We start from the raw sequence: 15,794 nt of genomic DNA, 5'->3' as shown, positions 1-15,794 counted from the left end.
TACTTAGTTAGTGATAATGATTTCTAAGTAACGCTCAGGATCTTTTGGAGCACGTCGAAGCTGATGTTCTAGCTGTCGGGTATCTTCCATCCGCAGTTCCATCATGCGATCCAGCAAGGAATAAATGCGCGAAAGCGAAGCGCTCAATGTATCGCAATTAAGATTTTGCTCCAGCGCGGTCAGTAGGTACGGTATCAGCTGATCGTTATAGATGTTGTAGAGCCTTTCTTTGACACGCTCTTCCATATACGTGTAGGTGTACGCATTCCAGATACTACGCGTATATTCTGCATCCAGTTCGTCTAGTCGTTGTTGAAGGTTTGCTAGCGTAGCGTGTAAACCACCGTAGGTTTGGTAACAAGATAATAGGCTATCGATTGCTAGCAAACGATCTTGTACTGATAATAAGCTGTAGTCGCGAAAAGTAGACTCTAACGCTAGGTTTGTCGGTTCGCTAAACCGCTGATGCAACTTCGTAAATGTTTCGGTGAGTTCCTGTTCAGAAAATAGTTGGATAACGGAATCCCGAAGATCAATAAGTCGTTCTTCTTTCTCCGTTAATTCACCTTGTGCCACGACATTACTTAGGAATGCTCCCGAAGTGTGCACCACACGCTGTACATCATCGAATACTTCGGTAAGATGTTGGTTAATAGCAGCCACATCATAGTTTGTTAGCGAAGGTGGAAAAGCATATGAATAGGTGGCGTTCGCATTCTTAAATTCATAGGAAATCGTATCAGGATAACGTAGAGCCAGCTTCTTACGGTTGAGAATCGCATGATGATCCACATATTCTGCCGCCTGATCAACTAGAAATGCAATGGAGGGCGCCAGAGCTGTTAGCCGAGATTCATAAATACGGAAAGCGGCGAAACTGCGGGCGAGCTCCAATTGAGAGAAGCGCCCCGTTTGTACAGCCGGATTATCTAGAAAGTTTGCAATAATTAAACGTGTTTCTCGTAGCAACTTTTCGTTAGCCATGTTCAATCGCTTCTCCTCGTCGGAGAATGGGAATTTCCGAATCTTGATGCGTATTGGGCTTATTATTTTGCTCCCTTCAATGCGTTGCCAGACATTTTTCCCACGATATGAGGCCGGATTGGCTAACACGCGCTCCATAAATTGGTTGCTTCGACTCAGTAGAATTTGCAAATTACCATCCGTAAACAACCCAGTAAGTGCCGTGGTATCCATCACTAATTCGGTGTACTCAAGAGCTCTAAAGTAAGTGGATGTAACTGGAAGACGCGTAAGTAATCCTTGTCCACTACGTACCAATGTGTCGAAACCGATGTGGCTTATCTCGTAGCGCTCTTGATCGATCTCATAAAAATGTTTGCTAAAGAAACCGTGATCATAGCGCCTGATTTCGATAATATCCGCCGCACTGTCTTGCGCATGCGTAAAGTGCCAGTCGCCATGTGGAAATCCTTCTTCGTCAAATTGTCCTTGCGTCTGTAGCTGCGGTGCAAAACCTCGGAGTGTGCCTCGAGGTTGCCCCATTTGATAGGAGAGTTGCGCGTAATAAGTGGTATCAGCCGCATCAGAATCTACCAATTTACGATCCAGCAGTTCATATTGGCCGTCGACGGTGCCTGATTTGAAGGTAGTTTTTAGTAGAGATTCTTCTCCAGTAACATTGTAAACAACTCGTGCGTCCAATGCTTGAGGATTGCCAGATACGGTAAAATCTCGAGAGACAAAACGCCAAGCGCCATTTTTGACGTTTCGTGTAAAAGGACCGTCTAATACAAAACCGTGGATGGTATCGCTATCTTGATAGTGTTCGATGAATTGTTGAAAGCGAAAATTTCCATTTTTTACCGTGTCGCCATCTAACATGATGTAATCATAGATAGCTGTTCCTGTAACAGAATCTAGTAGCCTATATCGCCCTTCATAGCGTTGTGCGGGCTGTTGTGCCTGCACAGAAGAAAGGCTAAAAAATAGTGTGAAAACTAGACAAGATGGTAAGGCGGAAAGTTGGATAGGGTAGCAGCAAGAAAGAAAAAATCTATAGAGATGTCTATAAATCATTATTTGTTCGTGTTTTGAAATGTAGTACAGTGTGAAAGGCAGGTAGCATGCCTTATTGATCTTCTAATCGGATAAAAATACAAATTTTTATCAAAATAGCAAGTCTGTTACCCGTATGTACCTAATTATCAACTACACTACTTTTAACTTCCGGACGATTTTGGCTAAGACATTGGGCAAAAAACGCTTAAGATAAGCACCGAATATTTCTTTTCCACCTATAGCGACTTCATTTTTCTGTTTTGCTACGGCAGAAAGCATTTTACGGGCAAATACATCAACAGGCATTCCATTTTGCGTCGCATCATCCATAGTTCCTTGGGCAGAACCATTTCCGGTGAGGGCATTAATGGAAATAGGTGTTTGTATGAATCCGGGACAAATGATGGTTATCATGACCTTTTTTGAATGTAGTTCTGCACGTAATGCGTCAAAAAAACCATGTAGTGCATGTTTTGCCGCAGCATAGCTACTACGCATAGGAGTAGCAAAGATTCCCATCAGACTGGAAATAACCACAATTTGTCCGCTTTCACGTTGGATCATATAGGGTAGTACCGCTTTCGTTAGAGCCACTGTTCCTATAAAATCAATATCCATTAGGCGCTTATCCACTTCGATATCCGTATCCATTGCCAATGAACGTTGTGAAACACCGGCATTATTGATTAAGATGTCGATTTTTCCAAAATGTTCGACAGCTTCGGCCACCCATGTGGACATTTTTTGATAGTTTTCTAAGTCGATAGGAAGTATCATAAATCGATCCGCGTCCAACATAGCCTTTTGAGCAACTAGAGTTAGTTGGTTAACATTTCTGGATGAAAGAATGATTTTTGCCTTACTATTTGCAGCTAATGCGATAACTAAGGCTTCACCGATACCGGATGAAGCTCCTGTAATCCAGACTACTTTATGGTCGAAATAACTTTTCATTTCTTTTTTGTTTTCTGTTTTTGCCTCAGTTATTTGCTGCGAAGGATCTATTGTACGATAGAAATATACATCGCAAACTGCTCAAAGTGCGGCAATATACTTTCCTGCCTTTACATGAAAGCGTGGTACCGAGTTGCCGTGACCGGTGGCTAAGCCATCCCCGCGCTCGGCCCATCCTACCATAAACATCAACTTGATACCCAGTTTTGATACATAGTTGTATTTTTCATAGGCTGCAAACTTTAGGTAAGCTTGCGCCCATTGTCGCGACCAGTAATCTTCCTCACGATCAAATCCAGCAGTACCTTTCCAGTCTTGAAGGGCTAATTCATACGAATCTTTGATTCCCATTCTACGCTGTTGTGGCGAGTTGATCAAAAATAAACCGCCGAATGACCAGAATGCTTGTCCACCTATATTCTCTTCCGTTTCTTGATCAAGTAGCAATACTTTTTTTCCAGCGTTGGTAATCTCCATCGCAGCAGTAAGTCCTGCTAGGCCAGTTCCCACGATAATAACATCAGCTTGGAATGTTGCATCCATGACACTCTTTTGGTTATATTTTGGTTAATAAATCGTAACTTTTGCGGCGTTGATTGTCTCACAAGATAATATATATTTCTTTTAAATTCTAAATGCTAGATCATATTTTTTTAAAAGCTTCAGATGCAAATGCATTGGCATCAGCTAAGGTTTAAAAGCATACTTCGCAATACCATCGGTAGTTTAGGTGCTTGTCTTCCAGATAAATGTGTGTATGCAGAACGATCCTTTGTAGAAGATAACTCAAGAAATACTATCTTTATAGCATACTTATCTACCTAAACTAATAGAAGTTATAGTGGTACATACAATTGTATAACGGTCTTTAGTTGCTAACTAATGAATAAATAATTATGCAGAAAAACATCAAATTGCTGTTCGGGCTATGCATGCTATGTATAACAGCACAAGCTCAATTACGACTTCCACATGTCTTGTCAGACCATATGGTATTGCAGCGAGAATCAGAGGTGCACGTGTGGGGTTGGGGAACTGCGGGTGCTCACGTTTCGGTTTACGCTTCTTGGTTGTCCGATACCATTCATGCTGTGATAGATGGCGGAGGCAATTGGCAAGTACCAATTCGTACATCTGCCGCTGGTGGTCCTTATACCTTAAAAGTGATATCAGGAGCGCAGGAACTGCAGTTGGAAGATTTGCTTTTGGGTGATGTATGGCTTTGCTCCGGTCAATCCAATATGGAGTGGGGCGGCGGACAGAATCTACCCGAAATACTCGAAGAATTGCCGCAGGCAAATGACCATCAAATCCGCTTGTTGCAAGTGAGTCGCTATGCAGCTGCTTATCCGCAAGAAGATATTCCAGACACCTGGAAAATGCTGGATGCACAATCACTAAAACCTTTTTCTGCCATCGGTTACTTCATTGCTAAAAATTTCCGCCGAGAGATTGGTATACCTATTGGTATTATCAACGCGAGCTGGGGTGGTACGGGAGCAGAGGTGTGGACACCATCAAGCGTGTTTGACAATGACGGGGTGCTACAAAAGGCGGCAGAAAACCAAACAGCCGCTGCTTATCGCCCTCATCGTACCGCTTCGCTGTGGAATAGCATGATATTTCCATTAAGGCGATTTCCTATTTCTGGCATATTCTGGTATCAAGGGGAAAGTAATGTGGGCGCATGGTCGTCTTACGATCGGCTGATGCAACAAATGGTGGGAGCTTGGCGAGCCGCGTGGGGATCGCAGTTGCCATTTTACTTTGTGCAAATTGCACCATTTACCTATAACAACAAAGCACCTTTGGCTGCGCTATTGCGGGAGCAACAAGAAAAAACGGCACGCACATTATCAAATAGTGGTATGGTGGTAATCTCCGATTTGGTAGACAATGTCAAAGACATTCACCCTATTCAAAAACGTGCCGTGGCCGAACGATTAGCTGCGCTAGCTCTACAGGAACACTACAAATTGCCTGCTAAAAGAAACTACAAATCGCCGATCTATAAAAGTCATACCGTAAAAGGTAGTCAGATCGAAATTAGTTTCGATCATATCGATGGGAAGCTACAAATAAAGGGGGATCATCTCGAAGACCTGTACATTGCTGGCGCGGATCATATTTTTCATCCAGCAAAGGGCGTTGTTCGTGGCAACAAGTTACTTGTTTCTGCTGCCGAAGTTAAAGATCCACAGGCTGTACGATTCAACTTTACAGAAGCCGGAATTGCCAATCTTTTTAACGATCAAGGACTGCCAGTAGCACCTTTCCGCACAGATAATTGGTCATTTTAACCGTTTAATTATTTATCATTAGAATATGTACTTGTTCACTCCTAGATTTTTTAATGCCTAAACCATTATGCTAAAAGCCGTTCCCTTTATTCTTGCTCTTATATCCCTCTGCTTATTTTCTCAAGCGAAACCAACTGACGGTCAACCCGTCGAGCTCCGTTGTGAACATTTGGTAACGCCGTTAGGTATTGATAATCCAAATCCACGATTGACTTGGAAAATCGAAGACAATCGGCAGGGCGCCGTGCAATCCGCCTATCGCGTGTTGGTCGATACAGATTCTATGGCCGTGGTCAACGATCGTGGACAGGTCTGGGATACAGGAAAACAAACGGCAAACAATATACTCCTGACTTTTGCCGGTAAGCAGTTGCTGCCGCAAACGCGGTATTTTTGGAAAGTTATCGCCTGGGATAAAGACGAGAAATCAAATCCATCAGCGGTTAGCGCTTTTGAAACTGGTAAGATGGGCAATGCTCAATGGCAGGGGGCATGGATTAGCGATCATCATGATATCGATCATAAACCGGCACCTTATTTCCGCAAGGAATTTACGCTGAAAAAAGAAGTCGCTCGAGCACGGGCTTACATTGCTGTAGCCGGATTGTACGAGCTATCGCTCAATGGTCGTAAGGTTGGTGATCATCGTTTGGATCCAATGTACACCCGGTTTGATCGGCGAACGCTTTATGTGACGCACGATGTGACGGCACAGTTGCAAGCAGGGCAAAACGCGCTCGGCGTAGTATTGGGAAACGGTTGGTACAACCATCAATCGCTCGGAGTGTGGGATTTTCATAACGCACCATGGCGAGCAAGACCAACTTTTTGCTTGGATCTACATGTCGTGTACACCGACGGTACCGAAGAAACCATCAAATCCGAAAGAGATTGGAAGACTTCTTCTGGGCCGATTACTTTTAATAGCATATATACAGCAGAACATTACGATGCGCGTCTGGAGCAAGATGGTTGGGATAGTCCGGGTTTTGATGATCAGAAATGGCAAGGCGTACGTTACCGTAGTGTTCCTTCAGAAAATATCGTGTCGCAGCAAATGGTGCCCATTCGCTTTGGTCGCCGGTACGAACCGCTATCCGTGAAAAAGATCAACGATAGCATCTATGTCTTTGATATGGGGCAAAACATGGCTGGCGTGACACATGTTCGAGCGAAAGGAGAAGCAGGTACGGTATTAAAGATCAAACATGGAGAGCGTTTGCAAAATAATGGTCGGATCGACTTATCAAATATTGATGTGTATTACCGAGGTGATAAAGAAACGGATCCATTTCAGACGGATGTATTGACATTGAGTGGACGAAAAGAGGATGAGTTTACTGCCAAATTCAACTACAAAGGCTTCCGTTACGTGGAGATCAGTAGCAGCGAACCGATCCAATTAGACGCTAGCAATGTGACAGCTTATTTTATGCATAGCGATGTGGCAACGCTGGGCGAAGTGAAGACATCTTCTAGCTTAATCAACGATCTGTGGCGTGTGACAAATAATGCGTACCTATCTAATTTGATGGGCTACCCGACGGATTGTCCGCAGCGCGAAAAGAATGGTTGGACAGGTGATGGGCATTTGGCTATTGAAACCGCTTTGTACAATTTTGAGGGAATTACCGTGTACGAAAAATGGATCGCTGATCATCGCGATGAACAGCAACCTAATGGCGTTTTGCCAGATATCATTCCGACAGGCGGCTGGGGATATGGCACAGCGAATGGGTTGGATTGGACAAGCACGATCGCGATCATTCCTTGGCAGGTTTATATGTTCTATGGCGACGCTAAGCTCTTGGCCGATTCCTATGAAAATATCAAACGGTATGTAGATTATGTGGAACTAATTAGCCCTACAGGCTTGACGACTTTTGGACGTGGAGATTGGGTGCCTGTGAAGTCCGCATCAAATCTGGAATTGACATCTTCCGTGTACTTTTACACGGATGCTTTGATTCTAGCAAAAGCGGCGAAACTGTTTGGGAAAGCCGACGATCAGCAGAAATATGAGGCGTTGAGCCAAAAGATCAAAGATGCGATCAATAACAAGTTCCTAGAACGGGAGAAGGGAATTTATGCAGATGGTACGCAAACTGAGCTGAGTGTGCCCTTGTTTTGGAAAGTGGTGCCCGAAGATATGATCGCAAAAGTAGCAGCGAATCTGAACAAGAAAGTGGAAGAAACTAATTTCCATCTGGACGTCGGTGTATTGGGTGCAAAGGCATTATTAGATGCCTTGAAAGACAATGGTTATGGCGCTACAGCGTATAAAGTTGCCGTACAAGATACCTATCCATCTTGGGGTTGGTGGGTAGTCAACGGCGCAACTACTTTATTAGAAAACTGGGATTTAGAAGCTGAACGCGATATTTCCGATAATCATATGATGTTTGGCGAGATTGGCGGCTGGTTTTTCAAATCGATTGGCGGCATTCACCCAGATCCAGGACAGCCTGGTTTTAAGCATACCTTGCTTCGCCCAATGTTTCCAGAAGGGTTGACGCATTCGGAAGTAAGTCACCGTTCGCCTTACGGTACTATTGTCTCCAAATGGAAACGCAATAAGAAGAATACGGTGACCTATACGGTAACTGTTCCTGCTAATGCCACGGCAACGCTTTATCTGCCAGAAAATGCTGCGGAAGAAGCGCCACAACAATTGGTTGCTGGCACGCATAAGATCGAGATAAAGTTGAAGAAATAAGTGTGCTATGTCTTTCCTTAACCATTTGCACATCTTTGTATGTGGGTAAGGAAAGTTATTTTTTTAATATAATTGAAAAAATGATGCGCCTCTTGTTTTTTTATTCTTCAATAGCGCACACCAAATTCTATTGTACTTGTTATATCTTTAAAGAAGCGTCATGAACTATAACGAGATCACCTTATCCCAGCTAAAGAAATGGACAGATATTCCTAAAGTAGTAAACGAGTTGCATGATGAAACTTGGTTTGTAGCCATCGGGGATCATCCTGTAGGAGTGGGGCTTTTTAAGAATAATAAGTGCATCATGGCTATTTTGGGTGATAACGAAGAGAATCAAAAGCTCATAGGACACAGTAGCAATGATAGCCATGCCGATGAGCTTTTGATCCAAGACGCCTTAAAACTAGCCTTTGTGACCTATCTCAGATCCATTAAAGGCGATAGGATCTAGAATTGTCGTTTTAGTCCGCAAACTTTTTGGTACAGCTATCATATATCAATTGTATGTCGTTAACCTTCCGGAAGTCTGCGAAAGTAACCTCTACTAACTTTTCTGTGAAACCACTTTTTGGTGGTGACTGAAGGCAACTAAGACACATCGTAAAAACATAGTAAACTATTTTTCCTTCATAATTACCTTGATATAAATTTGTCTGCATTTCACCCTGCTTGGTACATTTCAATTCACTACTAAAATGACTACGCATTCGTTCCTGCACTTCTGTTCCGGGTTCAATAGGAATCACTTCACTTTCCGAACAGCCAAAAACAAGTAATAAAATAGTAGATAATATCCAATAAATCTTATTCATGATAATAGGTTTTATTTTAAATAACGCATAGTTGAGAAAAATGCTACAACTAAATGTAAATTAATCGATGTGATGTTTCTTTGCATGAATGCTTTGTCAAAATATTGTCCGAAAATGAAAAATAATGAGAAAATATTTTGATAGTGTATTTTTTACACTATCTTTGTGTCATCATAATTTAGGTTTATAATTGGTTAGTAAAGGTTTTCATTCTCCCCGTTTGAAAACCTTTTTTTTGCCTTTTAACTTACAAATACTTATCCCACAGAAAAACCGCTTTCCTTTATTCTTCACATCACACCTACACGTCTATTCCCCTTTGCGTTAAATACTATTTTTTATAGTTTTATTGCTAATATAATTAGTTTTTAATAGTTTTGATTTAGAGCAAATAAGACTTTAACAGGTGAATAGCTATGGCAGACGATCGGATTAAGGAGAAGTTGGAAATATTGGCGGATGCCGCGAAATACGATGTAAGTTGTAGTTCGAGCGGCAGCGATCGGAAAAATAAGAAAGGCGGTTTGGGAAACACCGGTGCGGGGATCTGCCATACGTATACGGAGGATGGTCGCTGTGTTTCGTTACTTAAAATCTTGCTCACCAATCACTGTATTTTCGATTGCGCGTATTGCGTATCAAGAAGGAGTAATGATATCAAACGTGCCGCCTTTACCGTGCAAGAAGTGGTGGATCTGACCATCAATTTTTACCGAAGAAATTATATAGAAGGGCTTTTTCTGAGCTCAGGTATTTTCAAAAATGCCGATTATACGATGGAGAGATTGGTGCTCATTGCCAAAAAGTTACGTCAGGAACATAATTTCAACGGCTATATTCATCTTAAAACAATACCGGGCGCTTCTGACGATTTGCTCAACGAGGCCGGATTATATGCTGATCGCCTAAGTGTAAATCTTGAAATACCCACCGAGACAGGTTTGAAATTATTAGCTCCAGAGAAGAATAGGAAAGATATGGATGTGCCGATGGATTATTTGAAAAATCAAATCATTCGAACCAAAGAAGAGAAGAAGATTTTTCGTTCTACACCCAAATTTGCACCAGCTGGTCAGAGCACACAGATGATCATTGGTGCTTCGGGCGAATCCGATATGCATATCATGAAAACGGCCGACCATTATTATTCCGAGTACAATTTAAAACGCGTTTATTACTCTGGATATATTCCAATATCCAATGATAATCGTTTGCCTGGTTTAGGGTCAGATGTACCTGTTATCCGCGAAAACCGACTGTATCAATCCGATTGGTTGTTACGCTTTTACGGTTTCAAACGGGATGAAATAGTTAATGAAAGTCATCCTAATTTAGATCTCGATATTGATCCGAAATTAGGATGGGCATTGCGTAATCTTCATCAGTTTCCCGTGGATATTAATCGAGCGCCTTATGAAGCGATTGTACGTGTGCCAGGCATTGGTGTGACATCCGCAAAAAAAATAGTCGCTGCTCGGCGTTTCGGAGCGCTGCGTATGGAGCATTTGCAGAAAATTGGTGTTTCTGCCAATAAGGTTCGGTATTTTATCTCTTGTCAAGGCTTTGTACCCTTAATGTCCGATCGTCCAGCTGAGATGATTAAGCATTATATTTTGGCAGCCTCGAATACGAAGTATAAGAAAGTTTTCAATCAACAATTGACATTATTTTAATGTTGGCTATGCAGCAACGAATCACGTTATCCTACGATGGGAGTTGGATCGGATTGTTGACGGCGCTATTTGAAGTATATGAATACAAATTTAACGACGTCACGATCCAGCGCGAAGCGCTAGCCGATCAAACCGATCTATTTGGCGCACGCCATGAAGTACATACCGATGAAGCAAAAGCCGCGCGCGTGAAGAAAGGAATCATTGATCGCGTCGGGAAGAAAGATTTTCAGGAGCTATATGCAGCTTATCTTTCTGAAATAGATGGGATAGAGGATCTCATCTTACGATTGGTGCGTCATTATCTTACCCCTGAAGGAGCGAATTTATCTCGAAATTATGGACATGAAGATGTGTTGCGCATCAAGCAAATAAATAAATCGGTATCGCGTGAGCGACACCGATTCAAGGCTTTTGTGCGGTTTCGGAAATTAAGTGATGAGCTGTTTTTTGCCAAAATTGATCCTGACTTCAATGTTCTGCCACTCATCATTCCGCATTTTAAAGATCGCTACGCGGATCAATCGTGGGTGATTTATGATATCAAACGCGATTATGGCGCGTATTACAACCAGACCGAAGTTGTGGAAATTCATTTGAGCGATCTTCCTTCCGAAGCGGAGCTGATCGCTCGAGGCGAAGAGCGCGAAGCGCTGTATGATGAGCTGTGGCGCCGTTATTTTCGAAGTACCAATATCACCGAACGCAAGAATACCAAACTGCATTTGCAGCATGTGCCTAAGCGCTATTGGAAATACCTGAACGAAAAATTTGATCTTTAAGAGCTGTTACCAGCCCTTTATCGCTTGGCCTTTGAACAATTCTAATGCTTTTTGCTCCACCTCATCAGATTGGTAGGATTGTAAGAATTTTTTCACCTTTTCTAAATCCTTATTATCCTCACGGGTCACGATCACATTCATATAAGGGGAATCTTTACTTTCGCGGAACAGTCCTAATTTATCGGCATCCAAACCCGCTTGTGCAGCGAAATTATTGTTGATAATTGCAATAGCCACTTCTTTATCATCCAACACTTTAGGAAGCTGGGGCGCTTCTAGTTCTAGAATACGTAGGTTTTTGGGATTAGCCGTGATATCAATCACTTTTGGCATTATGCCCGTATTCTCCTTCAAGGTGATCAAACCTTGCTCTTGCAACATCAATAGCGAGCGGCCGCCGTTGGTAGGATCATTGGGGATAGCGATGGTTGCATTGTCCGCTAACTCTGCCACCGATTTGATTTTTTTAGAATAAGCCACAATCGGATACACAAAGGTATTGCCAATCACCGCCAATTTATAACCACGTTGCTTAGATTGTTCGGTAAGATAAGGTACATGTTGAAATGCATTCGCATCAATATCACCCGTACTCAAAGCTTCATTAGGCATCACGTAATCGTTGAAAGTGACCAGTTCAATTTCTAAATTATATTTTTCTTTTGCCACTTTTTTGGCCGTTTCAGCAATTTCTTTTTCTGGCCCAGCCACGATTCCTACGCGAATGGTATTTTCATCCGTAGCATTGCTGCCGCAAGCAACGAAAAGAGTCGATAAAACGATATAGAATAGAGGTGCGATGATATGACGCATAAGGTATTTTTTTAAATTGAAATGAATTAACGATGATCGAATTTTTTGGAGATAAAATCTCCGCTATACTGAATCAGGATGACCATGAAGATGAGTAAAATAAGTACTGCATTCATAATTTGTGCATCATAGCCAATATAGCCGTACTGATAGCCAATTTGCCCCAATCCACCAGCACCAACCGCGCCTCCCATGGCTGAATAACCAACTAGCGTAATCAAGGTCACTGTTGCATGGTTTATGATAGAAGGCAATGCTTCTGGCAATAGTACTTTTTTTATAATTTGGAATTGTGTAGCGCCCATAGCGCGCGCAGTTTCTACTAATCCGACCGGCAAATCCAATAAGCTATTTTCGATTAACCGCGCAATAAATGGCGCTGCGCCGATACTCAAAGGCACTAAGGCTGCTTTCAGTCCGATTGACGTGCCCACGATACTTCTCGTAAATGGGATCATCCAAACGATCAGAATAATAAAAGGAATGGATCGGGAAACGTTCACCACAAATGAGGTGATATTATGAGCCGTACGATTTTCTAACATGCCGCCTTTACGTGATGCAAAAAGGTAAACTCCGGTCGGAAGCCCGAGGCAGAAGCCAAAAAAACAAGAGACGAAGGTCATAACGAGCGTTTCGCCCGTTCCGGCAAGGAGCAGATTAATAACTTCGGGAGACATAGCCTAGTATTTCGGTGTTAAAGTAATGAGTTGAGCAAAATGCGACAGCTGCTTCTAATTGATCTCCTGAAAGACGTAATACGGAAGAACTGATTTTCAATTCTCCGATAGTTTCGATACGCGCTTCAATAATGGCGACTTGTAGGCCGAATTGCTGCTGTAATGCCGAAAAGGCATAATCGGTATTATCCTTCGCTTGGATGCGTATCAATAGATCATCCGTATCGGCTGTTTTTTCCGTTTGAACCTGTTGTTGATAAGCAATTGGTAAATCCGCTTGCACGGCAGAAGCCACAAATGAAGCTGTATGTGCATGTTCAGGTGCACCAAAAATCTGTGAACGATCACCTAATTCTACAATCTTACCATCCTTCACTACAGCGACGCGATCGCAGATCGCTTTCACCACATGAATCTCATGCGTGATGAGCACAATGGTGATTTGCAGTTTTGCATTAATTGTCTGCAAGAGGTTGAGAATAGATTTTGTAGTAGCTGGATCCAATGCGCTGGTGGCCTCATCGCATAGTAAGAGCGTTGGATTGTTCGCCAGTGCACGCGCGATGGCCACACGCTGTTTTTGTCCGCCCGAAAGATTACTTGGGTAATCATTCGCTTTATCTGATAACCCTACCAATTCTAAAAGCTCTGTAACGCGGGTATGAATGTCTTTTTTCGAGGTTTGACTCAACTCTAGTGGCAAGGCAATATTGTCGAATACCGTTCGGGACGATAACAGATTGAAATGCTGAAAAATCATTCCGATATGTTGTCTTTCTTGTTGCAGTTGGCGCTCACTCAAACTGGTCAGCTGTTTGTCCGCCAACCATATTTCGCCCTGATCCGGTCTTTCCAACAAATTCAAACAGCGCAAGATGGTGCTTTTTCCAGCACCGGAACTTCCGATAATTCCGAAAATTTCCCCCTTCTTGACTGAGAAAGAGACGTCGTCCAACGCCTGAACTTGTCTTCCTTTACTGGTCGTATATGTTTTGGAAATATGCTTAACATTAATCATTCTGGGTACACGCTCTAAAAAGTGTCCCAAAAGTACGTAAAAACAATTTATTTTAGTCTACTGAATCAATAGTTTTTCTACCAAGCAATACCATAATCTTCCCCATGATTACTACTGCCGCCCCAAAGCGTACCATGCTTTTCATCGAAGTAAATGGCATTGATCGGTCCGCTATTTCTTTCACCAAATTGAATAGCATACCCCATCGCTTCCAACTGCTTCACTACATCAGCAGGAGTGCGTTTATCCAACAGCAGACTGCCAGCCCTAGGCTTGCGATCGGCTAATGTTGTTCCACCCAGAGATAGCCACAATTGATTGCTATTGATGTTTGCCGCTTCCGCCGCTTGTTGTGGTGTCATGCCAAACTCCGTCACATTTAAAAAGAATTGTAATAAGTTTTGATCTTGCGTATCGCCACCTTGCACGGCGAAGGATAAATAAGGTTTGCCATCTTTGAGCGCCATAGCAGGCGTCAAAGTTACGCGTGGGCGTTTGCCCGGTTCAACTACATTGAATGGACTGACCAGCGAATCCAATACAAAACTCTGCAAACGTTGGCTCATGCCTACGCCCGTATGGCCGGCAATAAATGCTGGCAACCATCCGCCGCTCGGCGTAATCGACACGACCCAGCCTTCCGCATCGGCTGCTTCAATACTCGTGGTGCCCCGAAGCAAGCGATCCTGGTATAAGCTGTCCGCATGTTGCTGATAAGCAGTAACATCGTGTTTGGGAACAAAATCATCTTGTTCACGCGCTGTGGTATCGGTGAGTTTTCGGCGTTCCGCCAATAAATCAAGATAAGGATTGGTACGATTTTCAAAAGGATATGGATCGCCCGGCTGGATTGAAGGATCATTTTTTGCAGGATCTATTTGCGCGGCTCTTTTCACCGCATAGCCATCACTTAACAAACCGTCAATTGGTGTTTTGGGTTGGAATGCGGGATCACCGTAATAAAAATCACGATCCGCAAAAGCCAGATTCATGGCTTGATACACCGTGTGAATATAAGGCGCAGAGTTGTATCCCATTCCTTTGAGATCAAATTGCTTGAGGATATTCAAGGCCTGCAACATCGCCGGACCTTGCGTCCAAGATTGCAGTTTATACACATCAATGCCTTTATAATTGATTTGCAAAGGTTCTTCCTCAATCGGGCGCCAGTTAGCCAAATCATCCATCGTGATCAGTCCACCATGCTCTTGACTACCACGTACAAATTCTGTTGCAATATCTCCGGTGTAAAAGCGATCGTGCGCCGCCATAATTGCCTCTTCGCGACTCTTGCCGGCGGCCAATGCATTTTGTTCAGCCTCCACCATTTTCTCTAGCGTTTGAAGCAGCTCTTTCTGTACAAATATTTCACCGGCTTCTGGTGCTTCGCGCTCTTCACCGTGGTGCACTAAAAATACTTCCTTGCTATAAGGCCATTCTTTGATTCGTTCTTTACCACGCTCGATACTATTTGCCGTTTGTGCTTCAATCGGGTAGCCCGCAGCCATTTGTATAGATGGTTGCAACACTTCTTTCAAACTTTTCGTGCCATACTTGGCGAGCATATAGCATAAACCGCCCGGTGTGCCCGGAGTAACTGCGGCTAATGGGCCGTATTCGGGCGGAAATTCATATCCTTTAGATTGGAAGAAATCAACCGTTGCGCCAGTAGGTGCCACACCCAATGCATTAATCGCGATTACTTTTTTGAGTTCTGGGTGATAAATTAAAGCCTGCGTTTCACCGCCCCAACTCAACACATCCCACATCGTACAGGTGGCGCCCAACATCGCACAAGCCGCATCAACTGCATTGCCGCCTTGCTGAAATAATTGCGCTCCAGCTGTCGCCGCCAGCGGTTTGCCGGTAATCGCCATCCAATGTTTACCATGTAACGGCGGTTTTTGCGTTTGCTGTGCAAAGGCAAATGTGCCACTCATAAAAAGCAGTGCGGACAAGACAGGACGAGATTTAGAGAAAATATGTCGAAAGGAAATTTGCATGGTACAGTTGCTATTTGG

The 15,794-nt window shown here is 43.1% G+C and carries 13 protein-coding genes; 5 read left to right on the top strand and 8 right to left on the bottom strand.

What is annotated here, in order from left to right:
* Window positions 1-3 precede the first annotated feature (3 nt).
* The 3 genes from GKO22_RS05945 to GKO22_RS05935 all read right to left on the bottom strand — a co-directional run bounded on the left by GKO22_RS05945 (window position 4) and on the right by GKO22_RS05935 (window position 3,519).
* On the bottom strand, window positions 4-1,932 hold the full coding sequence (locus tag GKO22_RS05945) for a hypothetical protein (protein ID WP_166333198.1): 1,929 nt from the start codon (window positions 1,930-1,932) through the stop codon (window positions 4-6).
* A 240-nt stretch (window positions 1,933-2,172) separates the two neighbouring features.
* On the bottom strand, window positions 2,173-2,976 hold the full coding sequence (locus GKO22_RS05940) for an SDR family oxidoreductase (protein ID WP_166333196.1): 804 nt from the start codon (window positions 2,974-2,976) through the stop codon (window positions 2,173-2,175).
* A gap of 81 nt (window positions 2,977-3,057) precedes the next feature.
* Entirely contained in the window at window positions 3,058-3,519 is a 462-nt protein-coding gene (locus GKO22_RS05935) for an FAD-binding protein (protein ID WP_206367829.1), read from the bottom strand.
* A 353-nt stretch (window positions 3,520-3,872) separates the two neighbouring features.
* Here GKO22_RS05935 and GKO22_RS05930 point away from each other — a divergent pair, with 353 nt between their 5' ends.
* From GKO22_RS05930 to GKO22_RS05920, 3 genes are all read left to right on the top strand, one after another.
* Window positions 3,873-5,276, top strand: coding sequence for a sialate O-acetylesterase (locus GKO22_RS05930; protein ID WP_166333194.1), 1,404 nt, complete (start codon window positions 3,873-3,875; stop codon window positions 5,274-5,276).
* 67 nt (window positions 5,277-5,343) lie between these two features.
* The gene (locus tag GKO22_RS05925) at window positions 5,344-7,992 is read left to right on the top strand and encodes a glycoside hydrolase family 78 protein (RefSeq protein WP_166333192.1); all 2,649 of its coding nucleotides are present in this window, start codon (window positions 5,344-5,346) and stop codon (window positions 7,990-7,992) included.
* A 160-nt stretch (window positions 7,993-8,152) separates the two neighbouring features.
* Window positions 8,153-8,446, top strand: coding sequence for a hypothetical protein (locus tag GKO22_RS05920; RefSeq protein WP_166333191.1), 294 nt, complete (start codon window positions 8,153-8,155; stop codon window positions 8,444-8,446).
* Between the two features lie 10 nt (window positions 8,447-8,456).
* Here the strand turns inward: GKO22_RS05920 and GKO22_RS05915 are convergent, their stop codons facing one another.
* Window positions 8,457-8,807: a hypothetical protein gene (locus GKO22_RS05915; protein ID WP_166333189.1), complete on the bottom strand. Its 351-nt coding sequence runs from the start codon at window positions 8,805-8,807 to the stop codon at window positions 8,457-8,459.
* A gap of 416 nt (window positions 8,808-9,223) precedes the next feature.
* Between GKO22_RS05915 and GKO22_RS05910 the strand changes: the two genes are divergently transcribed.
* Complete coding sequence (locus GKO22_RS05910; protein WP_166333187.1) at window positions 9,224-10,480, top strand: putative DNA modification/repair radical SAM protein; 1,257 nt, start codon at window positions 9,224-9,226, stop codon at window positions 10,478-10,480.
* 8 nt (window positions 10,481-10,488) lie between these two features.
* On the top strand, window positions 10,489-11,262 hold the full coding sequence (locus GKO22_RS05905; protein WP_166333185.1) for a TIGR03915 family putative DNA repair protein: 774 nt from the start codon (window positions 10,489-10,491) through the stop codon (window positions 11,260-11,262).
* Window positions 11,263-11,268: 6 nt separating this feature from the next.
* Here the strand turns inward: GKO22_RS05905 and metQ are convergent, their stop codons facing one another.
* The 4 genes from metQ to GKO22_RS05885 form a co-directional block, all read right to left on the bottom strand.
* Window positions 11,269-12,075, bottom strand: coding sequence for a methionine ABC transporter substrate-binding lipoprotein MetQ (gene metQ, locus GKO22_RS05900; RefSeq protein WP_166333183.1), 807 nt, complete (start codon window positions 12,073-12,075; stop codon window positions 11,269-11,271).
* Window positions 12,076-12,101: 26 nt separating this feature from the next.
* A complete protein-coding gene (metI, locus tag GKO22_RS05895; protein ID WP_166333181.1) occupies window positions 12,102-12,755 on the bottom strand; it encodes a methionine ABC transporter permease MetI in 654 nt (217 codons plus the stop codon).
* Window positions 12,736-13,773: a methionine ABC transporter ATP-binding protein gene (locus GKO22_RS05890; protein WP_166333179.1), complete on the bottom strand. Its 1,038-nt coding sequence runs from the start codon at window positions 13,771-13,773 to the stop codon at window positions 12,736-12,738. Before GKO22_RS05890 ends, metI begins: the two co-directional genes overlap by 20 nt.
* 77 nt (window positions 13,774-13,850) lie before the next feature.
* Complete coding sequence (locus GKO22_RS05885; RefSeq protein ID WP_240920160.1) at window positions 13,851-15,776, bottom strand: gamma-glutamyltransferase family protein; 1,926 nt, start codon at window positions 15,774-15,776, stop codon at window positions 13,851-13,853.
* Window positions 15,777-15,794: the final 18 nt, after the last annotated feature.

It is taken from the genome of Sphingobacterium chungjuense (assembly GCF_011316935.1).
In the GTDB taxonomy this organism is placed as follows: domain Bacteria; phylum Bacteroidota; class Bacteroidia; order Sphingobacteriales; family Sphingobacteriaceae; genus Sphingobacterium; species Sphingobacterium chungjuense.
This window is presented reverse-complemented; position numbering and strand designations above follow the sequence as displayed.